Annotated in this window: 19 protein-coding genes; 16 read left to right on the forward strand and 3 right to left on the reverse strand. The window is 68.7% G+C overall.

Going from position 1 to position 20,253, the window contains the following annotated elements; translation table 11 throughout:
- Positions 1 to 250: 250 nt before the first annotated feature.
- Genes ACFVJ5_RS09000 through ACFVJ5_RS09020 form a run of 5 tightly spaced genes read left to right on the forward strand, consistent with a single transcriptional unit; the run spans position 251 to position 6,110 of the window.
- Positions 251 to 1,669, forward strand: a complete 1,419-nt coding sequence (locus ACFVJ5_RS09000; RefSeq protein ID WP_379219313.1) for a condensation domain-containing protein — start codon at positions 251 to 253, stop codon at positions 1,667 to 1,669.
- 2 nt (positions 1,670 to 1,671) lie between these two features.
- On the forward strand, positions 1,672 to 2,928 hold the full coding sequence (locus ACFVJ5_RS09005) for a glycosyltransferase (protein WP_379219314.1): 1,257 nt from the start codon (positions 1,672 to 1,674) through the stop codon (positions 2,926 to 2,928).
- On the forward strand, positions 2,925 to 3,878 hold the full coding sequence (locus tag ACFVJ5_RS09010) for an ATP-binding cassette domain-containing protein (RefSeq protein WP_379219315.1): 954 nt from the start codon (positions 2,925 to 2,927) through the stop codon (positions 3,876 to 3,878). Before ACFVJ5_RS09005 ends, ACFVJ5_RS09010 begins: the two co-directional genes overlap by 4 nt.
- 29 nt (positions 3,879 to 3,907) lie before the next feature.
- On the forward strand, positions 3,908 to 4,723 hold the full coding sequence (locus tag ACFVJ5_RS09015; protein ID WP_379219316.1) for an ABC transporter permease: 816 nt from the start codon (positions 3,908 to 3,910) through the stop codon (positions 4,721 to 4,723).
- A gap of 10 nt (positions 4,724 to 4,733) precedes the next feature.
- Complete coding sequence (locus tag ACFVJ5_RS09020) at positions 4,734 to 6,110, forward strand: hypothetical protein (RefSeq protein ID WP_379219317.1); 1,377 nt, start codon at positions 4,734 to 4,736, stop codon at positions 6,108 to 6,110.
- Between the two features lie 4 nt (positions 6,111 to 6,114).
- Here ACFVJ5_RS09020 and ACFVJ5_RS09025 read toward each other — a convergent pair whose 3' ends face one another.
- Positions 6,115 to 6,513 carry a DUF779 domain-containing protein gene (locus tag ACFVJ5_RS09025; protein WP_379219318.1) on the reverse strand — a complete coding sequence of 133 codons (399 nt, stop codon included), beginning with the start codon at positions 6,511 to 6,513 and terminating at the stop codon, positions 6,115 to 6,117.
- 158 nt (positions 6,514 to 6,671) lie between these two features.
- Here ACFVJ5_RS09025 and ACFVJ5_RS09030 point away from each other — a divergent pair, with 158 nt between their 5' ends.
- From ACFVJ5_RS09030 to ACFVJ5_RS09060, 7 genes are all read left to right on the forward strand, one after another.
- The gene (locus tag ACFVJ5_RS09030; RefSeq protein ID WP_379219319.1) at positions 6,672 to 7,667 is read left to right on the forward strand and encodes an LLM class flavin-dependent oxidoreductase; all 996 of its coding nucleotides are present in this window, start codon (positions 6,672 to 6,674) and stop codon (positions 7,665 to 7,667) included.
- A 382-nt stretch (positions 7,668 to 8,049) separates the two neighbouring features.
- Positions 8,050 to 9,099: a 3-oxoacyl-ACP synthase III family protein gene (locus ACFVJ5_RS09035; protein WP_379219804.1), complete on the forward strand. Its 1,050-nt coding sequence runs from the start codon at positions 8,050 to 8,052 to the stop codon at positions 9,097 to 9,099.
- Positions 9,100 to 9,107: 8 nt separating this feature from the next.
- Entirely contained in the window at positions 9,108 to 10,007 is a 900-nt protein-coding gene (locus ACFVJ5_RS09040; RefSeq protein WP_379219320.1) for a hypothetical protein, read from the forward strand.
- Entirely contained in the window at positions 10,004 to 11,662 is a 1,659-nt protein-coding gene (locus tag ACFVJ5_RS09045; RefSeq protein ID WP_379219321.1) for a fatty acid CoA ligase family protein, read from the forward strand. The genes ACFVJ5_RS09040 and ACFVJ5_RS09045 overlap by 4 nt, the downstream gene beginning before the upstream one ends.
- Positions 11,659 to 12,702 carry an NAD-dependent epimerase/dehydratase family protein gene (locus ACFVJ5_RS09050; protein ID WP_379219322.1) on the forward strand — a complete coding sequence of 348 codons (1,044 nt, stop codon included), beginning with the start codon at positions 11,659 to 11,661 and terminating at the stop codon, positions 12,700 to 12,702. Before ACFVJ5_RS09045 ends, ACFVJ5_RS09050 begins: the two co-directional genes overlap by 4 nt.
- A 52-nt stretch (positions 12,703 to 12,754) precedes the next feature.
- Complete coding sequence (locus ACFVJ5_RS09055) at positions 12,755 to 13,957, forward strand: peptide synthetase (RefSeq protein WP_379219323.1); 1,203 nt, start codon at positions 12,755 to 12,757, stop codon at positions 13,955 to 13,957.
- A 51-nt stretch (positions 13,958 to 14,008) separates the two neighbouring features.
- Positions 14,009 to 14,170: a hypothetical protein gene (locus ACFVJ5_RS09060; RefSeq protein ID WP_379219324.1), complete on the forward strand. Its 162-nt coding sequence runs from the start codon at positions 14,009 to 14,011 to the stop codon at positions 14,168 to 14,170.
- A gap of 142 nt (positions 14,171 to 14,312) precedes the next feature.
- On the opposite strand, the gene ACFVJ5_RS09065 is transcribed toward ACFVJ5_RS09060, so the two are convergent.
- Complete coding sequence (locus ACFVJ5_RS09065; protein ID WP_379219325.1) at positions 14,313 to 14,510, reverse strand: hypothetical protein; 198 nt, start codon at positions 14,508 to 14,510, stop codon at positions 14,313 to 14,315.
- Positions 14,511 to 14,613: 103 nt separating this feature from the next.
- Entirely contained in the window at positions 14,614 to 16,068 is a 1,455-nt protein-coding gene (locus ACFVJ5_RS09070; RefSeq protein WP_379219326.1) for a PLP-dependent cysteine synthase family protein, read from the reverse strand.
- Positions 16,069 to 16,345: 277 nt separating this feature from the next.
- On the opposite strand from ACFVJ5_RS09070, the gene ACFVJ5_RS09075 reads away from it, so the two are divergent.
- From ACFVJ5_RS09075 to ACFVJ5_RS09090, 4 genes are all read left to right on the forward strand, one after another.
- A complete protein-coding gene (locus ACFVJ5_RS09075; protein WP_378991964.1) occupies positions 16,346 to 17,086 on the forward strand; it encodes an IclR family transcriptional regulator in 741 nt (246 codons plus the stop codon).
- 323 nt (positions 17,087 to 17,409) lie between these two features.
- Positions 17,410 to 18,492, forward strand: coding sequence for an ABC transporter substrate-binding protein (locus tag ACFVJ5_RS09080; protein ID WP_379219327.1), 1,083 nt, complete (start codon positions 17,410 to 17,412; stop codon positions 18,490 to 18,492).
- Positions 18,489 to 19,352, forward strand: coding sequence for an ABC transporter ATP-binding protein (locus tag ACFVJ5_RS09085; RefSeq protein ID WP_379219328.1), 864 nt, complete (start codon positions 18,489 to 18,491; stop codon positions 19,350 to 19,352). The genes ACFVJ5_RS09080 and ACFVJ5_RS09085 overlap by 4 nt, the downstream gene beginning before the upstream one ends.
- On the forward strand, positions 19,345 to 20,241 hold the full coding sequence (locus ACFVJ5_RS09090) for an ABC transporter permease (protein WP_379219329.1): 897 nt from the start codon (positions 19,345 to 19,347) through the stop codon (positions 20,239 to 20,241). The genes ACFVJ5_RS09085 and ACFVJ5_RS09090 overlap by 8 nt, the downstream gene beginning before the upstream one ends.
- Positions 20,242 to 20,253: the final 12 nt, after the last annotated feature.

Raw genomic sequence — 20,253 nt, forward strand, 5'->3', positions numbered from 1 at the left:
AAACCCCATTACTCCAGGGGCACCTGGTTTAGGTTGTGATTCGGAACAAATTTGAAAGTGAGCTTCTTCACACTGCCCAGTTGTGAAGAAGTAATATTTCAGAAAACTCTCAGAGTTATAGACTCGGAATAGCCCAGGGTTCGCCAGCTACATCCGGTGCGGGATCCAGAGCAACATCCGGTGACGCGCCCGCGATCACCGAATCCCCGTCGCGCCGTTCTCGGCTTGCACTCCCATGAGGTGACCCGCCATGGAATACACCCATCTCTCCGAATTCCGGATCCGCTCCGGCGACCTGGTGATCTGGACCCCCGAACTCACCGCCGCCGATGCCTGGCGCGACGACGAGCGTCCCCTCGCCAGCGTCCACGAGCAGTACCTCGGGTTCCTCGACCCCGAAGACGCCCGTCCCGGCCGCGGCCGCTGGATCGGCACGATCTTCGAGATGGACGCCCCACTCGACGCCGAGGCTTGGGCGACGACGCTGCGGCTGTGGCACGACCGCCACGAGGGTTTCCGCACCACCGTCGCCCCCACCGGCGACGGCGGCTACCACCGCGTGACCACCGCCCCCGGCACCGTTCGTGTCACCGGCGCCCCGGTCGCCGATCTCGCCGATGGCGACGAGATCAACGAATACCTCTGCGACGCACTGGAATTGCGCCTGTCGGCGCTGGTGTGGCCGCATCTGCTGGTGGCCACGGTGGCCCACGACACCGACGACTTCACCGTCCTGGTCGGCGCCGACCACTCGGTGCTCGACGCCTACTCCCAGGCCGTGCTGATCCTCGAGCTGCGCACCCTCTACACCGCGGTCACCACCGGGGGCGAGATCCGCGACTCGGCCACCTTCGGCAGCCCGGCCGACTACGCCGTGATCGAGCGCGCCGCCGCCGAGGAACTCGATCCCGACTCCCCCGCCGTCGCGGTGTGGCGCGAATTCCTCGGTGTGCCGGGCTCGCCCATGCCCCGCTTCGCCGCGGATCAGGTCGCCGTCCTCGACGGTGAACACGCCCAGCCCAGCGTCTCGCGCACCCTGCTCAGCATCGAACAGCTCGAGGAAGTCGAGGCGGCGCTCGATCGGCTCAAGCACCGGCTGTCGGTGACGGTGTTCGCCGCCCTGGCGATGGCCTCCCGGGAAACCTTCGGCGACAACCGGTTCCGCACCGTGATGCCGATCGCGACCAGGCCCGACCTCACCTGGCTCGAGTCGATGGGCTGGTTCGTCAACGTCGTCCCGGTCGACGTGACGCTGCCCCCGGGCGCGGACATGACCGTCGCGCTGGAGGCCACCCGCGCCTCGCTCAAGCGCGCCCACCTCTGCAACGACGCGTCGTGGGGCCGCTCCCTGGCGATGGTCGGCGCCGTGGAGGGTCCGACCTACGGCGCGTCCTTCCTCGACATCCGGATGCTTCCGGACTACGAATTGGTCGCCGACCTGCGCGGACGCACCCTGCGGGCGGTGTCGTACTCCACCGACGAGGTGTACTTCTGGGTCGTGCGCGGCCCCGACGGCCTCTATGTCTCCACCCGTCACCCCGCGGGCCTGCCCGGCGAGGTGATGGAACGTTTCCTCGCCGAGTTCGCCAGGGCCATGTACGCGGTGACCATGGTGGCGGCGGCGCCCGCACCGGTCACCGACGCCGCGGCAGCGCTGAGCGCGGGCTGAGAATGCGTGCACTGCTGGCCTTCACCGGGAGCCGGGGCGACGCCCAGCCCGGCATCCTCCTCGCTCGCGAGCTGCTGGCTCGCGGGCACTCGGTGACGCTCGCACTGTCGCCCAATCTCGTCGACTTCGCCACCGCGCACGGCGTCGCCGCCGTCGGTTTCGGCCGCGACAGCGCCGAACTGCTACGCACCCAGCACGACGATCACCGCTTTCGCAGCCCGAATCCGCGGGCGCGGGTGCGCGCGGTGCTGGATCTGCAACGGCGCGGAGTCGTCGAGGCGGTACGCGATCTGCTCGTTCTCGCCCCCGGTCACGACGTGCTCGTGACCGGGATGGCGGGCGAGGAGGCCGCCGAGAAGGCCGCGCGGCGCGTCGGGTTGCCGCTGGCCGCGGTGCACTTCTTTCCGATCCATCCGAATCGCTCGGTGCCGGTGGTCCCCACCGCGTGGGGCGCCCGGATTCCGAAGGCGCTCAACCGGCGGATCTGGTCGGCGCTGCGCTGGGCACGCGACGCCGCGCTGGAACAGCCGCTGTCGGAGTTCGGGATCGTCGAACATCACCTGCCCGATCGGGTGTCGATCCAGGCTTATGACGTCGACCTGTTTCCCGGGTTGGCCGCCGAGCTGCCGGATCGACACCCGGTGACCGGTTTCGCCGTCGATGCCGACGGATTTCTCAGCGCCGCAGCCGATCCCGGGCTGACCGCGTGGCTCGACGCCGGTCCGGCGCCGATCTATGTCGGCTTCGGCTCGATGGCGGTCGACGATCCGGCCGCGCTGGTGGCGATGTTGCGCGCGGTCTGCGCCCGTCGTGGTCGCAGGCTGCTGCTGGCCGCGGGGTGGGCGGGGATCGAACCTGTCCTGTCGCCCGAGATGGCGGTCGTCGAGCAGGCCGATCATGCTTCGGTGTTCGCGCGCTGTATCGCCGCGGTGCACCACGGCGGCGCGGGCACCACCGCTGCCGCGCTCAGAGCCGGTGTCCCGCAAGTGATCTGCGCAATCCAGGCCGATCAGCCGTACTGGGGCCGGGCACTGGAACGGCTCGAGATGGCCGGTACCGTGCGCGCCGCCGAGCTCACCGAGGCCCGGCTCGCCACCCTGCTCGACCGCGTCGCTGACCCGAACGTGGTCTCGCGAGCGGCCGCGTACGCGAGCCGGTTCGCGAGCACCGGGGTGGCACGCGCCGCCGACGAGGTGGAATCCCTGGTGCCCCTGTCGTTCCCGAGTCCTGTTTCCATCCACGCCGGGAGGCCGCAATGAGCACCGATATCGCCGTCCGCACCAGCGGTCTCGGCAAGTCCTACGGCGACTTCACCGCTGTCGGCAGCGTCGACCTCAGTATCGCGGCCGGATCGGTGTTCGCGATGCTCGGTCCCAACGGCGCGGGCAAGACCACCACCGTGCGCATGCTCGCCACGTTGCTGCGACCCGACCGGGGCAGCGCCGAGATATTCGGCTACGACGTAGTGCGCGAGGCGACCGCGGTGCGCTCGATGATCGGGCTCACCGGCCAATACGCCTCCGTCGACGAAACCCTCACCGCCGGTGAGAATTTGCGGTTGTTCGGACGGCTGCTGGGCCTGACGCGGCGCGCCGCGGCCGGTCGCGCCGAGGAACTTCTCGAGGAGTTCGAGCTGTCGGCCGTCGCGCGCCGCAGCGTCAGCGCGTTCTCGGGCGGCATGCGACGCCGACTCGACCTGGCCGCGACGCTGATCACGGTGCCCCCGCTGATCTTCCTCGACGAGCCGACCACCGGGCTCGACCCGCACACCCGCGACCGCATGTGGGGCATCGTGCGCGGACTGGTCGCCCGCGGCGCCACCGTGCTGCTCACCACCCAGTACCTGGAGGAGGCCGACGCACTCGCCGACCGGATCGCGGTCATCGACCGCGGCACGCTCGTCGCCGACGGCACTCCCGCCGAACTCAAGGCCTCCATCGGTGAGCAGGTGCTGCGCCTGGACATCCCCGGCACCGCCGACCTGCGCCGGGCCGAGGCGCTGATCCAGGAGATCACCGGCGACGTGCCGGAAGGGTCGTCGGCGGGGACGTTGACCGTCGCGCTGCACGATGTCACGCGCGGCGCCGATATCGTCGCCGCCTGCCGCGCCGAGGGCATCACCCTGCGCGGTTTCGCGGTGGACCGACCCGATCTCAACGAGGTGTTCCTGTCGCTGACCGGGCACCCGCGCACCGTGGACGCGGCATGAGCACCCTTCGCGAAAGTTCGAGGACCACCATGACCCGCACGGTCGACAAGCCGCTCCAGGTGGTGCGCGCGCCACGCGTGACCCGCGTCGGTCCGGCTGCCGCCCTGCGTCATTCGCTGATGATGGCGTGGCGCGGACTGCTCACCTTCCGGCACAGCCCGCAACTGCTCTACGACGCCGTTCTGCTGCCGATCGTCGGTCCGGTGCTGTTCGGCAGCATCTTCGGCACCGCCATCGCCGGCAGTATGGCGGCGTATCTGCCGATCATGATCCCCGGCGTGCTGGTCCAGATCGTGCTCACCTCCTCGGTCGCCACCGGCGTGCAATTGTCCGAGGACATCCACTCGGGTGTCTTCGACCGTTTCGTCGCCATGCCGATCGCCCGATCCGCCCCGGTTGCCGGCGCATTGCTGGCCGGGGCCGTGCGCTACCTGATCGCCGCGACCACCGTGGTGATCGTCGGCTTCTGCATGGGCTACCAACCCGCGCACACCGCCGGATTCCTGGCGGGCGCGGTGCTGGTCGTGTTCGCCACCACCGCCATCAGCTGGTTGTTCGCGTTCATCGGCGCCACCATCGCCCGCCCCGCCGCCGTGCAGGGCATGTCGATGCTGGTGCTCACCTTCCTCGGCTTCGCCTCCAATGCCCTGGTCCCCGAGGAATCCATGCCGACCTGGATGCGGCATGTCTCGGACCTGAATCCGGTGTCCTACCTGGTCTCCGCCGTACGCACCCTCGCCGCGGAGGGCACCGTCGGCGCCGATGCCTGGTGGTCGCTGGTCGCCTCGGTGGTCGTGGTCGCTGTTTTCGCGCCGCTGACCGTGCGCACCCTCCGTTCCCGCTAGGAGCCTTTCGATGACTGTCATCGCCCCCGCTGCCGCGGTGTCCACCGAGCTCAACCGGATCACCGCCGACGACGACCTGTTCTTCAAACTGCACAGCCTCTACCCCAATGCCCTGGTGAACCAGCTGGCCTACCGCTTCGACACCGCGCTGAGCCGGGACCTGCTCGCCGACTGGCACGCGCACCTGGCGACCGGATTCATCGCGCGCCGGGTCCGCACCACGCGTTTCCCGATCGCCCGCGCGCACTGGGAGCCCGCCACCGAATCACTGCCGCTGCGCTGGTCGGACACGCCGATTCCCGAGGACCGGGTCCTCGACTGGTTCCTCGAGCAGGCCGACGTCGAGTTCGACCCCGAGCGCGGGCTCGTCTGGCAGCTCGCGGGCGCGCCGCTCGAATCCGGTGGCACCGTGGTCACGTTGGTCGCCTCGCACGTGGCGTGCGACGGCGGCGCCATGATGCACGCGATCGTCGACTCTCTGGACCGGCTCAACCGCGGGCAGACACCCGACCGATTCGCCAGCGCGGGCAGGCTCGTCGGTCCGGTGGCGGGCACGGGCCGCTTCGCCGCCGACCTCGCCGATGCGCGGGGGCAACTCGGCGCTGTGGCCCGTGGGGTCCGGGCGGCACGCCGGTCACGCGGTGTCAGCGAACCGGCCCGCAATCCGCGCCCGGCCGCCCCCCGGCTGCCGCATGCCGACACCTGGCAGGCCGCCGAGGCGATCGTCCAGCTCGATCTCGCCGAATGGGACGCCGTGGCCGCCGCGCAGGGCGGCACCACCAACGGCCTGCTGATCGGTGTCGCGGTCGGGCTGCTCGGTCGCAGTGGCCGCGTCGCCGACGGGGCGCAGGTTCGCGTCGACATTCCGCATTCGATGCGCGAGACCGACGACCCACGCGCCAACGCCACCACCGGGCTGCCGATCAGCGTCGGCTACCGGGCGGGCGAACGCGCCGATCTGCCCGCGGTGCGCGCCGCGCTCAAGGCGGCGGGCCTGGCCTATCGCGATCCGGCGACCATCCCACCCATCCAGCACCTGCAACCGGTGCAGATGCTGTTGCCGAAGGTGGTGCTGCACAGGTTCGCCCGCACCGCCAAGGCGCCGGAATGCCTGTGCACCAACATGGGTCGCACCGCGCAGAACATCGCGGTCCTCGGATCACACCGCGCCCGCGATGTCATCATGCGCCCGGTGGTCAATCCCGGTCCTGTCGAGTTGTTCCGCCAGGTGGAGGTCGGTGTCAATCTCGCGTTCTCCTGCGATGACGACACCGTGACACTCGTGGTCACCGGCGGCGACCCCGATCGTTTCCCCACCCGCGCGGCACTGCGCGAGCTACTGGCCGCCGAGTTCGCGGACTGGGGGCTGACGCCGCGGTTCTGGTGACGGACTAGGAGGCTTCCTCGACGAAGTCGACGGCCGCTTCGACCTTGTCGATCCGCAGCGCGAACCGGAATCCGCACGCCGCCTCGAGCGAGGCGGAGCCCGGCTGCGGACGGTTGCGCACCTCGATGCTGACATCGAGGTCGTCGAACCCGACGTGGAACCGGTCGGCCATCCACAGTTGGGTGTGCCACGCCGTCTGCCCGGCGAGGACATCGCCGGTGCCGGGCAGGAAGTCCCGCAGCGGCACACAGACCGGTGTGTACCCGTCGGTGTCGGGCGCGAGGTACAGCACCACCGGGCCGTGCATCTCGAGCAGCAGCCGCAACACACGCAGCGCATCCTCGCTGGCCTCGACCGCGCGGTGGCGATGATTTACCTTGCGGCCGTTGGGATGTCGAACCATAGTGCGCTCCTCGCAGTTTTCTCGCCGGTGATCGTGCTCGGGGCACACTATCGTTGCGAAAGGTTGGTCCAGGGTTGGTACCGGTCCAAACCTGCCGAGATCACCCGCGCGTGTCATCGCCACGGAATCACCTCGCGTCTTCGACGTTGACTACTGATATGGCACTCGAATCGGTTCGCTTCTCGATCCTGGACCGCTCACGCGTGCGGCGCGGGCAGGACCACGCCGACGCCCTCCGGGAGACGGTCGCGTTCGCGGTACTCGCCGAGCAGTGGGGCTACCACCGCTTCTGGGTCGCCGAACATCACAGCGTTCCCGGTGTCGCCGGAACCGCGCCGACCGTGCTGGCGGCGGCGGTCGCGGCGGCCACCTCGCGCATCCGCGTCGGTACGGGCGGGGTGATGCTGCCCAATCATCAGCCCCTCGTCGTCGCCGAGCAGTTCGGCGTGCTCGGGTCGCTGTTCCCCGGACGGATCGACATGGGCCTCGGCCGTTCGGTCGGATTCACCGACGGCGTCCGCCGCGCGCTCGGCCACGGCCTCGACGACGCCGACGATGTCGACGCGCGCCTCACCGAGGTCCTCGGCTACTTCACGGCGGGCAGGCAGGGCGTGCACGCCGGCTCCGCGGAGGGCGTGGATGTCCCGGCGTTCCTGCTCGCCACCGGTTCCGGGGCCGAGCGCGCCGCACGATTCGGGCTGCCCCTGGTGATCGCCCCGATCGCGGGCATGCAGGCGATGGTGGACGCGATCGAGCGGTACCGCACCCGGTTCCAGCCCTCGGCTCGAGTCCCCCGACCGTATGTCGTCGTCTCCGCGACGGTGATGATCGCCGACTCGACCGAGCAGGCGCACCGGCTCCTGCTCCCCGAGGCCTGGTCGAGCGCCTACTCGCGCACACACGGGGAGTTTCCCGCGCTGATCCCACCCGAACAGATCGATCCGGTGACGATGACCGACCGGCAACGCCACCTGTTCGAGCAGGCGCTGGGCAACCAGATCCACGGCACCGAGGATCAGGTCGCCGAATCATTGGAGAAGCTGGTGAGCCGCACCGACGCCGATGAAATCCTCGTCCACACCAGCACTTTCGATCGAGCGGCGCGTCTGGATTCGCATCGGCGGCTGGCCCGCGTCGTCGGGCTGGGCGGCTAGTTCTCGCCGACAAAGTTCGCGAAACCACTTGTGCTCCGAAAACAAGCTCGCCCGGCTCGCAATTTATTCGACGGTGTAAACAATCGTGAAGTGACTCACTGTGCGAGCACCGTTCTGCAGGAACACATCACCGCGGCGAGGCAGATCGATCCGATAGCCGTACCATTGCCCGTACCCACACAAACGCCCCGGTCCAGGCGATCTCAGAGGTTCGATCGGATTGCCGAAGTTTCCGTAACACCATGTCGCACAAACGGTCTCGCGCCGAGCAGTGCGCTGGATCACTGCACCCGATGCCGGCCGACGACCGGTAGGGTTCGATTTCACCGGCGCTCGAGATTCGTCCGGTAAACCATTCTTTCGACCGCATCCGGGAGCTCACGTGTCACAATCGCGTTTCGAATCCATCGGGGCATATCTTCCGTCGAACATCTTGTCCACCACCGAATTGATCTCCCGGTTGAAAACGCCACCGTCGTTCGACCTGGAGCGCATCACCGGCGTGAAAGAACGCCGTGTGCGCGACACCCGACCGGAGTCGGTCGAGGACTCGTTCACCCTCGCCGTCAACGCCGCGCGCGACTGCCTGTCGCGGTCGAGCTACGCGCCGGACGAACTGGACGTGATCATCTCGTGTTCGATCACCCGCAGCAACGACGGCACCCGCATGTACATGGAGCCCTCGTTCGCGTCGACGATCGCCAAGACCCTCGGCGCCGAGCAGGCCATCACCTTCGACGTCTCCAATGCGTGTGCCGGAATGCTCACCGGCACATACATTCTGGACCGGATGATCCGCTCGGGCGTGGTGCGCAACGGCATGGTGGTCAGCGGCGAGGCGATCACCCCCATCGCCGAGACCGCGGTGAACGAGATCAGCGAGAAATACGATCTGCAGTTCGCCTCGCTGTCGGTGGGCGACTCCGGGTGCGCGGTCGTGCTCGACCGCGCGGTCGACGACGCCGACAAGATCCACTACATCGAATTGCTCACCGCCGCAGAGCATTCGCACCTGTGCCTCGGGATGCCCAGCGACAAGTCGTCGGGCGTCGCGCTCTACACCGACAACCGCAAGATGCACAACGAAGCGCGGTTCCTGCTCTGGCCCGACGCCCAGGGCACCTTCCTCGAACAGCAGGGTCGCGACTTCGCCGGCGAGCAGTTCGACTACATCATCCATCACCAGTTCGGCGCTGCCGCAGTGCCCTACATCAACGCGGTGGCCGCCCGCGAGTTCGGCGCCGAGATGCCGCCGGACCTCAATGTGATCGAGAAGTACGGAAATACTTCGACCACTTCACATTTCATCGTTCTGCACGATCAGCTCGCCGAGGACAACATCGCGGCGGGATCGAAACTGCTCATGGTGCCCGCCGCGTCCGGCGTCGTCGCCGGCTTCCTGTCCGCCACCATCTCCTCCCTGAAGGTCTGAGGTCAACAATGGGCATTCGCATCCGAGCCACGGGCACGAGCAGGTCGACCGACACCCACAGCGTCGTCACGCACAGCGGGCGCGCGGCCGCACAATGTCTGGAGCAGGCCGGTGTCCGCCCCGACCAGGTCGGCGTGCTGATCAATACCGGCGTCTTCCGCGACTCGAACACCGTGGAACCGGCGGTGGCCGCGCTGATCCAGAAAGCGGCGGGCATCGGGCTCGACTACACCAGGACCGATCCGCGGACCTTCTCCTTCGATCTGATGAACGGCGCGGTCGGCGTCGTCAACGCCGTCCAGGTGGCGGGCTCGGTCTTGGCGACGGGCAGCACCGAGCACGTCCTGATCGTCGCGGGCGACACTCACCCGTCGATGACCCGCTCGAGCGCCGACGCCGAATTCCCCTACGCCACCTCGGGCGCCGCGCTGCTCCTCGAGCAGGTCGACGACCCCGAGGGCTTCGGCCCGGTGTACACCGCGACCGCACCCGGCACTGCCGCGGGACAGGCCTACGTCGACACGGCCACCATGGGCACCGTCGGACGAACACTGATGACGGTCGAACGCGAACCCGACTTCGAGGACCGCATCCTCGCGGTGGCCACCGACGTCGCACACTCCGCGCTCGCCGACTTCGAGGGCGCCTTCGTCGCGTTGATCGCCTCCACTCCCAGCCCGCACTTTCCCGGGCGCCTGGCCGACGCGCTCGGCATCGACCAGGACGCGGTACGCGTGCCCGACCTGTCCGACGGCGACCCGCACACCGCCGCACTGCCGTTGGCCTACGCCCGCGCGAGCGCCGAGGGCACCCTCACCGGCTACACCCACGTGCTGTTCGTCGCCGCGGGCGCGGGCCCGTCCGCCGCCGCGACCCTGTACCGACTCCCCGCGGAGACCACCTCGTGACGACGGCGACCTACTGGGCGACGATCGACCGGTTCCGGGCGCTCGCCCGCGAGGAGCCCGACCGCGAGGCGGTCATCTATCCCGACGGCACGACCGCCGACGGGCTGCCCGACTACCGCGACATCACCTATCGCGACCTCGATCGCTGGTCCGACGCCATCGCCGAACATCTCACCGATTCCGGGGTGGGCAGCGGGACCCGCACCATCGTGCTCGTGCTGCCGAGCCCGCAGCTGTACGCGATCCTGTTCGCGCTGCTGAAGATCGGCGCCGTTCCGGTCGTCATCGATCCGGGCATGGGAGTGCGCCGTATGGTGCACTGCCTGCGCGCGGTCGAAGCGCAGGCGTTCATCGGGATCCCGCAGGCGCATGCCCTGCGGGTGCTGTTCCCGCGCAGCTTCCGGCGCGTGCGCACCACTCTCACCGTGGGGCGCCGCTGGTTCTGGGGTGGACCGACGCTGGATTCGTGGACTCGCACCCCGACCGGTGCGCCGCCCGAGCGGGTGCCCGCCGATCCGGACGAGTTGCTGATCATCGGATTCACCACGGGCAGTACCGGTCCCGCCAAAGCCGTCGAACTGACGCACGGCAATCTCGCGGCGATGGTGGAGCAGGTGCACGCCGCCCGCGGGCACACGCCACCCGGCACTTCCCTGGTGACACTGCCGTTGGTCGGTGTCCTCGACCTGCTGCTCGGGTCGCGGTGTGTGTTGCCACCGCTGATTCCGAGCAAGGTCGGCTCGACCGATCCGGCGCACGTGGTCGACGCGATCGGGCGTTTCGGCGTGCGCACGATGTTCGCCTCGCCCGCGGTCCTGATCCCACTGCTGCAACGCTTGCGCGCGCATCCGGTCGACTTACCGTCGCTGGCCAGTATCTTCTCCGGTGGCGCACCCGTTCCGCACTGGTGCGTCGCCGGGTTACGCGAGGTCTTGCGCCCCGATGTCGAGATCTACGCCGGATACGGCTCGACCGAGGCGCTGCCCATGTCGACGATCGAATCGCGGGAATTGCTCGCCGGCCTGGTCGAGCGCGCCAAGAGCGGTGAGGGCACCTGCATCGGCCGGCCCACCGATCGAGTGCGTGTCCGGCTGCTCGCCATCACCGACGACCCGGTCGCGACCTGGGACGACACCGAAGAACTCGGCGCGCGCGAGGTCGGCGAGATCGTGGTCGCAGGCCCGAACGTGAGTACGCGCTACTACTGGCCCGCGCAGGCCAACACCGCGGGCAAGATCAGCGACGGCGAGCAGATCTGGCATCGCACCGGTGATCTGGGATGGCTCGACGAGCAGGGCCGGATCTGGTTCTGCGGGCGCAAGAGTCAACGGATCACGACCGCACGGGGCCCGATGTTCACCGTGCAGACCGAACAGGTCTTCAACGCGGTCACCGGAGTCGCGCGTACGGCGCTGGTCGGTGTCGGCGCCCCCGGCGCCCAGCGACCGGTGCTGTGCGTGGAGCTCGAACCCGGCACGGACGCGGTGGCCGCGCTCACCCGATTGCGGACGCGCGCCGCCGAATTCGACACTCTCGCCCCGATCGCCGAATTCCTCGTACACCCGCGCTTCCCGGTCGATATCCGGCACAACGCCAAGATCGGCCGCGAACAACTCGCCCGCTGGGCCACCAAGAAACTGGACTCGCGACGATGAAGATCCTGGTCACCGGCGCGTCCGGATTCCTCGGCGGCGCCATCGTGCGGGCGCTGGTCGCGCAGGGCTCCCACGATGTCTCGATCCTGGTGCGGCGCACCAGCGTTCTCGACGATCTCGGCCCAGCCGTGGAGCACGTCACACTCGTCTACGGCGATCTCACCGACGCGGCGTCGCTGAGCCGGGCCACCAGCGGAGTGGACGCGGTGATCCACAGCGCCGCGCGGGTCGACGAACGCGGCACCAGGGACCGTTTCTGGACCGAGAACGTGCGGGCCACCGAACTACTCCTCGGCGCGGCGCGGCGCGGCGGCGCGGGCCGGTTCGTCTTCATCTCGAGTCCGAGTGCCCTGATGGAGCGAGACGGTGGCGACCAGGTCGACGTCGACGAGTCGCTGCCGTATCCGAGCCGCTACCTCAATCACTACTCCGAAACCAAGGCCGCGGCCGAACGCGCCGTACTCGCCGCTGACACACCGGAATTCACGACCGTGGCGCTGCGCCCGCGAGCGATCTGGGGCGCCGGAGACCGATCGGGGCCGATCGTTCGGTTGCTCGATCGCACGGCCGCGGGCTCGCTGCCCGACCTGTCCTACGGTCGCACCGTCGAGGCATCGCTGTGCCACGTGGACAACATCGTGCACGCCTGCCTGCTGGCGGTGCGCTCGGACGCGGTGGGCGGCAAGGCGTACTTCATCGCCGATGCCGAGAAGACCGATGTCTGGGGGTTTCTCGGCGAGGTCGCCACGCGACTGGGGTTCCAGGCCCCGACGCGCCGACCGAACCCGCGTGTGCTCGCCGCCGTCGTCGCGACCATCGAGACGATCTGGCGGATACCGGCGGTGGCGAATCGCTGGTCGCCTCCGCTGTCGCGCTACGCCGTCGCCCTGATGACACGCACCGCCACCTATGACACCGGCGCGGCTCGCCGCGATCTCGGCTATCTGCCTGTGGTGGATCGCGATACCGGTCTGGCGGGATTCCTGGTGTGGCTCGACGAGCAGGGCGGCATCGAGGTGCTCGCCGAGAACCTTCGATAGTTCGCGGCCACCGCCGCACTCGCTCCGACACTTCCGCACGCAGGAGGCAATCATGAACGGCAGCAAGGTTTTCCGTCGCCCGGTGACGACCACCGAGCGGATGTACTTCCCGATGCGCGAGCTGGCCCCGCCCTTCCTCATGCAGCTGGTGGTTCCCGGTGAGGGCAACATCGAACCGGATGCATTGCGCGCAGCGGTAACCACCGCTGCGGCGGCCACCCCCGGCGCGCGACTGCGACGGCACGGCAACGAGTGGGTCGACAGTGACATCGCCCCGGCGGTGCGCGTGGTCGACCACCGGCTGAGCTACCCCGCGCTCGAGACCGATCCGGTCCTCACCGGCGCGATCGGGCCGACCCCTGATGCCACGGTCGAGGTGCTGCTTCTCAGCGGCGCGCCGACCACGCTGATCTTCCGTGTCTTCCACGGCGTGATGGACGGCATCGGCATGGTGGCGTGGGCCACGAATGTGCTGCGCGCACTGCGCGGTGAGGACCCGGTTCCCCAGCCCGATCCGATCGCCGACCAGGAACTCGTCGCGAAAGTCGGCGCTCCCGGCAAGCCGACCCCGATGGTTCCGCGCTACCGCACCGCCGTCGGCCGAGGCAGGCAGCGCCGCGATCTCGCGCCCCATCTGCTCCGTCATCGCCGGATCGAGGCCGCCGGTCCCGGCGCGTTGGCCCGCGTCTGCGCCTTACTGGCCGCCGAGACTCCCGGCACCTCGCGCATCATGATGCCCGTGGACCTCCGTCGCCACGACCCGGCGCTGCGCTCCACCGCCAACCTCGCGCTACCGCTGTTCCTCGATATCGAACCCGGCCGCGACTGGACCTCGATCAAGGACCAGATCAAGGCCGGACTGCACGAACGGCGCGAGCTGAATCAGCTGGCCAACACCCGCATCACCCTGGTCCCCGACCCGATCAACCGCGGCGTGCTGCGCACCACGAACTGGCTCGGCGCCCGCCTCGGCCGAAACCTCGCCTCGGCCACCGTCTCCCATATGGGCCGCTTCACCGCCGACGAGCTCGCCGTCCCCGGCTTCCGCCCCATCGGGCTGTTCGTTCTCCCCCAGCACAGCATCGCCATGCCCCTGCTGTTCGGGCTGACCGAATTCGGCGGCCACACCGACCTGACCGTGTCGGCACGCAACGGCGTGGGCATCGAGTCCCGCCTCGAAGCCCTGCTCGATCGCATCGTCGCCATGCTGGAAGCCGAACTTCCCACACCGAGCCCGGCAGACCAGCAGCGGTAGCCACCGCCCGGCCCCGCCGACCAGGTCGCTACCGCGACTATCCTGGACGCCGTGGGCATCATCGGTGAACTCTTCCCAGGCAAGAAGCTGCAAAACGAAGGCAGTGGCGACTCCAACGGCCAACCCCACCTCGACTTGGACCTCGAAGCAGGCGTCATTCGCGTCACCGGCGCCACCACCGCGCGCCCGGCCGACGACGAATCCGACGCCTGACCTGCCATCGTCGACCCCGCCGGTCCGCGCGACCGGCGCGGCAAGGCGCTGTCGTTCGCGGGCCACTCGATCGACGCGACCGCTCTGACATGCCGTCCATGGACCGGGTCGGCGCTGATCACCGCGGTCGGCTCGCGAGTCACTAACCACCGAGGAAGGCCGTCCAGGCGAGCGCCGAAGCGGCGAACGCGTTCTCCCATTCCGATTCCCGCTCCCGTGGTTCGTCGCGCGATCCCGAAGGCGGAATCACCCGCCGATCCGGTGTCGACGCGGCGACCAGATCCCTCCACCGGCGCCCACCCCAGCGGGGGTGTTCGCCGCCCATCGCTACCGTCGCCATCCCTGCGCCGAGGAAGCGTCGGCTGCCGGATGCGCGCGACCGCCAGGGACGGAGGCCACCGCGGGCACACCGAGCGCCCCCGGCAGGGTCCATGTCGTGCGTCTCATGACGCCTCCACACGCACGACGGCGGCAACGAACGCAGCAGCGTCGACCCCACCGACCACGCGGCCCTCGTGCACGATCAGCACCTCACCGTGGTAGTCGACGAGCCGGGTCACCGCAGCTCCCACCGGCTCGGTGGTGCCGGCGAACGCCGCAGGCGGATCCAGGTGCGCGCCGATCGGATCCTCGTCCGGAGCGCCGACGAGGCGCGCTTGCGTTGCGGTACCCAGTACCTCGGCGACCACCACCGGCCCCGCGGTCTGCCTGGCGAGGACGACCGGAACAGACCGTCGCGAAGCCAGTTCTCGGCGGACCGACGCCACGGTCGTTGTCGACGGGAGCAGCCGCGCCTCGGCGAGCACCGACGAACCCGGCCCGACCGACCGGGCTCCCTCGACCACACCGAGCGCCGAACCGACCGTCAGCTCACCATGGGCTGCGAGCAACGGGAATCCGTACTGCCCGAGCCAACCGTCGTCGAAGTACTTCGACAGGTATCCGCGTCCCGAGTCGGGCGCGATCACCACCACCACATCCTCGGGCCCGAGCGCGCGGGCCACCCGCAGCGCCGCGGCGATCGACGTGCCGGAGGAACCACCGAGCAGCAGGCCTTCCTCCTTGGCCAACCGGTGCAGCACTCGTAGCGATTCCCCATCGGAGATCCGCTCGATCCGGTCGATCACCTCGGTGTGGTAGGACTGCGGCCATTCATCGAGCTCGGTGTCGGGATGCCGGTAGTGGCCCACCGACTCGACATACCAGGCACGACCGTCACCGCCGCCGTACACCGATGTCTCGGGATCGGCGCCGACGACCTGGACCCGGCCGCCCGAGGCCTGCTTCAGGAATTCCCCTGTGCCACTCACGGTTCCGCCGGTGCCGATCCCCGCGACATAGTGGGTGACGCCGCCGCCGGTCTGCGCCCAGATCTCGGGACCGGTGGTTTCACGGTGAGCCGTGGGGTTGGCCGGGTTGTCGTACTGGCCCGCGAACCAGGCGCCCGGGATTTCCTCCGCGAGCCGCAGCGCGACACTGCGCAGGTGCTCGGGGTGCCCGACCGGACGTCCGCCGGGTGTCACATGCACCTCGGCGCCGTAGGCCCGCAGCAGCGCGATCTTGTCGCGGCTCGACTTGTCCGGCACGACCACCACCGTGCGATAGCCGCGTGCCGCCGCGATGGCGGCCAACCCGATGCCGGTGTTGCCGGAAGTCGCCTCCACCACGACCCCGCCGGGCCGCAACTCCCCCGCGGCCTCGGCCGCGTCGAGCATGAACAGCGCCGCCCGATCCTTCACGCTCCCCGCGGGATTGAGATATTCGAGCTTCACATACACCGTGGCGGCGATGTCGTCGGTGATCCGGTTCAACCGGACCAGCGGGGTGTGCCCGATGGCCTGGTCGATGGAATCGAACACCGTGGCGGTGCGCACGGTGTGCTCGATGTCGATGGTCATGCGTCCGAACTTCCTGTTTCGCCGAGCGACCGCAGCACTTCACACCGCCGTCGCAGATAGTCGGGGTCGAAGCCTCTTTCTCCGAGCACAATTCGGCGCGACCCCTCAGCCGCGCGTGCACATGCCAGATTCCTCGCAACCGCGCCGCGTCGACAGGTTTGTTCTCACCCGGATTCGATCGTCGCCTGGTGAATTACTCGCACCGGTGCGCCGAATCATTGCGCCTGGACAGCGCGGTGGCGATAGTTCTCGGCACGTCGTCGACCAGGAGGCCGCCATGACCGCGACCGAACCACCCCGTTCCGGCGCACAAGCCGTCGACCGTGCCGTGTACGTATTGAACTGCTTTCAGGGCGGCGACCCCGAATTGTCGCTGAGCGAATTGGCGCAGCGGGCCGGGCTCCCGGTGAGCACCACCTTCCGGCTGGCGCAGGCACTGGTGCGCGGCAGGCTGTTGGAGCAGGACCCGGCAACCGACCGCTACCGGATCGGGCACGGACTGGCGTGCCTGGCACGGCCCGCGCTGTCGCGGCTCGGGCTCGACGACGCGGCGCCGCATCTGTACGCGCTGGCCGCCGGCATCAAGATCACCGTCAGTCTCAGTGTCGCCGATGCCGACGAAGCCCTCACGGTGTTCCAGGCCAGACCACCGATCCACTTCTGCCACAACCAGATTCCGCAGGAGCGCAGACCGTTGAGCACCAGCGCCGTGGGTCACGCGCTGCTCGCGCACGCCTCGGTGGGACTCGACCGCGGCAACGGCGAACTGTTCGACACCATTCGCCGTCGCGGGTTCGCCATCGAGGAAATCGACAGCGACGAACCGATCCGCGCGATCGCCGTCCCGGTCCTCGGTCCGGATCGGCAGGTGTGGGGTGCGATCGGTGTGCAGGCGCGCGCGGTACGTCTGGATCGCGATCTGGTTCGCGCCGTACTGCCCGCCATGCACCAGATCGCGGTGCGTATCGGTCCCTATTTCCATACCGCCGCCGCAGGTGAGGGATTCGACGCACCATGATTTTCACGATGTGGAAACAGTATTGCCGAGTCGTTATCTGTTGACGCACTATTGAATTCAGGCGGCGTCCCCTACGCCGATCCCGCTCACGAAAGTCTCACCATGATCGAATCCCCCGCGCTCGTCCGCCGCCGTACGGTGGACTTGATGCGCCTGTCCCCCGGATTCTGTCGCAGCTGAAACAGCGGCGGCATTCCTCCGTCGCCGATCTCCACTTTCTCTCATACCCCGTTGATCCGCCCTTCGTGTGCGGATCGTCGCGGCGTGCGCCCCTTGTGGCCCGCCGCGTGGTCCTCCCACGCCGTAGAAAGAATTCGCGAACCATGTTGTCCACTACCTTCCGACGACGTCCGCTGCGTGCGCTCGCCGCCGCGCTCGTCGCTCCCGCCGTCCTCGCGGTCGTCACCGCGTGCGGCGGCACCGATGCGGTGACCACCGCCGACGGCAAGACCGTGCTGCGCTACCAGGGACAGACCGGACAGGTCACGCCGTACGAGCTCGCCGACAACCTGGGTTACTTCACCAAGATCAGTTTCCAGTGGGAGGGCGACACCACCAGTGGCCCGGCCAACATCCAGGCGGCCGCCACCAAGCAGGTCGAATTCGGCAGCGCGTTCAACGGCGCGGTGGTCAAGCTCGCCGCGGGCGGCGCACCGGTGCAGGCCGTCTTGAGCTCCTATGGCTCCGATGCCAAGTCGTTCACCGGCTATTTCGTGCGCGACAACGCCGGCATCACCAACGCCCGTGACCTGATCGGCAAGAAGGTCGGCGTCAACACCCTCGGCGCGCACCACGAGTTCGTCACCCGCGAATGGCTGCACCAGCAGGGCCTGAGCGAGGCCGAGATCAAGCAGGTCCAGCTGATCGTGGTGCCGCCGGTCAACACCGAGGAGGCGCTGCGCAGCGGTCAGATCGACGTCGGCGCGCTCGGCAGCGTATTCCGTGAGACCGCCGTCGAGCGCGGAGGCCTGCACCCGCTGTTCACCGACAAGGACATCTTCGGCGAATTCGACTACGGCACCTACGTTTTCCGCAAGGACTACATCGCGCAGAACCCCGAGGCCGTCAAGGACTTCGTGCAGGGCACCGCGCGTGCGACCCGCTGGCTGCAGCTCACCCCGCGTGATCAGGTCGTCGCCAAGTTCACCGAGATCATCAACAGGCGCGGCCGCAACGAGAATCTCAAGCTGCTCGACTACTGGCGCAGCCCCGGCCTGCCGGTGCCCGGTGCGGTGATCGCGGACAAGGAGATCCAGATCTGGATCGACTGGCTCGAGCGCAACGGCGAACTGCCCAAGGGCAAGATCGTCGCCAAGGACCTGTTCACCAACAAGGACAACCCCTACGCCAACGGCACCTACCAGCCGACGAGCGGCCCGACCGGAGAGGTGGTGGCCGCGAAATGACCGGCACCCCAGCCAAACTCGCGCTGCGATCGGTGGGCAAACAGTTCGCCGTGCGCGGCACCGACGAGAAGTTCACCGCGATCGACGACATCTCCATCGAGGTGGGAGCGGGTGAATTCCTCGTCCTGGTCGGGCCGAGCGGCTCCGGCAAATCCACCCTGCTCGATCTGCTCGGCGGACTGAGCAAGCCCAGCTCCGGCCAGATCCTGCTCGACGGCGCCCCGATCACCGGCCCCGGCCTGGACCGCGGTGTGGTGTTCCAGCAGTACGCGCTGCTGCCGTGGCGCACCGCCCGCGCCAATATCCAGTTCGGCCTCGAGGCCAAGGGCATCGCCCGCAAGGAACGCAAGGCGATCGCCGAGCACTACCTGGAGCTGGTCGGCCTGGCCGGTTTCGGTGACCGGTACCCGCACGAATTGTCCGGCGGCATGAAGCAGCGCGTGGCGATCGCCCGCAGCCTGGCCTTCGATCCCGAGGTGCTGCTGATGGACGAACCGTTTGCCGCACTCGACGCGCAGACCAGAGAGTCGCTGCAGGACGAACTGCTGCGGATCTGGCGCACGACCGGCAAGACGATCCTGTTCATCACCCACGGCATCGACGAGGCGGTGTACCTGGGCCAGCGCGTCGCGGTACTCACCTCGCGTCCCGGCCGGGTGAAGGCCGTGATCGACATCGACATCGACCGCGGCGGCGATATCGATGTCCGCTCCAGCGAACAGTTCCGCGACTACCGCCATCGGATCTGGACGGAACTGCAAAGCGAGGTGAGCCGGGCCCAGCGCCTCGAACTCGCCGCCGACGACAGCACAGCCGCCGCGGCGGTCGCGTCCACCGACAGGAGTCCCGCCCATGTCTAGCGCCGTCCCTCTGCTCGTCCGCCCCGTCGAAGTCGCCGTCGCCGAACCCGCCGCAGCGCCGGTTACCCCCGTCGCGGCGCCCGCTGCCCGTTCCGCGCTCACCCGGGCGGTCGGCTCGGCGGGTAGCGCGCTGCTTCGCGTAGCCAAACCACTGCTCGCCTTCGCGCTGCTGCTCGGCGTGTGGGAGTTGGCGCCACGGTTCGGCCTGGTCGACGAGGTATTCCTGCCGCCGTTCTCCACGGTGGTGCAGGCCTTCTTCGAGTTGGCGGGCAACGGCCAGCTGGCCGAACACACCTCGGCGAGCCTCACCCGCTCGGTTACCGGCTTCTCCTTCGCGCTGGTGATCGCCGTCCCGGTCGGCATCGCCATCGCCTGGTACAAGCCGGTGTCGGATTTCCTCAATCCGGTCCTCGAACTGTTCCGCAACACCGCCGCGCTCGCGCTGCTGCCGGTGTTCGTGCTGATCCTCGGCATCGGCGAGACGTCCAAGATCGCACTGATCGGCTACGCCACGTTCTTCCCGATCCTGCTCAACACCATCACCGGCGTCCGCACTGTCGACCCGCTGCTGGTGAAATCGGCGGTGTCGCTGGGCTTCTCGCCACTGCGGTTGTTCCAGAAGGTGATCCTGCCCGCGGCGATCCCGTCCATCTTCACCGGCATCCGGATGGCCGCGGCGGGCTCCATCCTGGTCCTCATCGCCGCCGAGATGATCGGGGCGAGAGCCGGATTGGGTTATCTCATCACCGCCGCCCAGCAGAACTTCCAGATTCCGCAGATGTACGCGGGGATCGTCGCGATCTCGCTGATCGGCCTCGGTTTCAACTTCGCCCTCGTCGCCCTGGAACGCCGGCTCTCACGCTGGCGCACCTCACCGACCAACGCCTGATCAGGAGATCAC

It is taken from the genome of Nocardia sp. NPDC127606 (genome assembly GCF_042671725.1).
Classification (GTDB): domain Bacteria; phylum Actinomycetota; class Actinomycetes; order Mycobacteriales; family Mycobacteriaceae; genus Nocardia.

Coding starts and splice junctions, on each gene's coding strand:
- ACFVJ5_RS09065 (WP_379219325.1), bottom strand. CDS start 14,510: ATGGCGACGGTAGCGATGGGCGGCGAACACCCCCGCTGGGGTGGGCGC.
- ACFVJ5_RS09000 (WP_379219313.1), top strand. CDS start 251: ATGGAATACACCCATCTCTCCGAATTCCGGATCCGCTCCGGCGACCTG.
- ACFVJ5_RS09025 (WP_379219318.1), bottom strand. CDS start 6,513: ATGGTTCGACATCCCAACGGCCGCAAGGTAAATCATCGCCACCGCGCG.
- ACFVJ5_RS09070 (WP_379219326.1), bottom strand. CDS start 16,068: ATGACCATCGACATCGAGCACACCGTGCGCACCGCCACGGTGTTCGAT.
- ACFVJ5_RS09075 (WP_378991964.1), top strand. CDS start 16,346: ATGACCGCGACCGAACCACCCCGTTCCGGCGCACAAGCCGTCGACCGT.
- ACFVJ5_RS09050 (WP_379219322.1), top strand. CDS start 11,659: ATGAAGATCCTGGTCACCGGCGCGTCCGGATTCCTCGGCGGCGCCATC.
- ACFVJ5_RS09080 (WP_379219327.1), top strand. CDS start 17,410: ATGTTGTCCACTACCTTCCGACGACGTCCGCTGCGTGCGCTCGCCGCC.
- ACFVJ5_RS09010 (WP_379219315.1), top strand. CDS start 2,925: ATGAGCACCGATATCGCCGTCCGCACCAGCGGTCTCGGCAAGTCCTAC.
- ACFVJ5_RS09055 (WP_379219323.1), top strand. CDS start 12,755: ATGAACGGCAGCAAGGTTTTCCGTCGCCCGGTGACGACCACCGAGCGG.
- ACFVJ5_RS09015 (WP_379219316.1), top strand. CDS start 3,908: ATGACCCGCACGGTCGACAAGCCGCTCCAGGTGGTGCGCGCGCCACGC.
- ACFVJ5_RS09030 (WP_379219319.1), top strand. CDS start 6,672: ATGGCACTCGAATCGGTTCGCTTCTCGATCCTGGACCGCTCACGCGTG.
- ACFVJ5_RS09005 (WP_379219314.1), top strand. CDS start 1,672: ATGCGTGCACTGCTGGCCTTCACCGGGAGCCGGGGCGACGCCCAGCCC.
- ACFVJ5_RS09085 (WP_379219328.1), top strand. CDS start 18,489: ATGACCGGCACCCCAGCCAAACTCGCGCTGCGATCGGTGGGCAAACAG.
- ACFVJ5_RS09040 (WP_379219320.1), top strand. CDS start 9,108: ATGGGCATTCGCATCCGAGCCACGGGCACGAGCAGGTCGACCGACACC.
- ACFVJ5_RS09090 (WP_379219329.1), top strand. CDS start 19,345: ATGTCTAGCGCCGTCCCTCTGCTCGTCCGCCCCGTCGAAGTCGCCGTC.
- ACFVJ5_RS09020 (WP_379219317.1), top strand. CDS start 4,734: ATGACTGTCATCGCCCCCGCTGCCGCGGTGTCCACCGAGCTCAACCGG.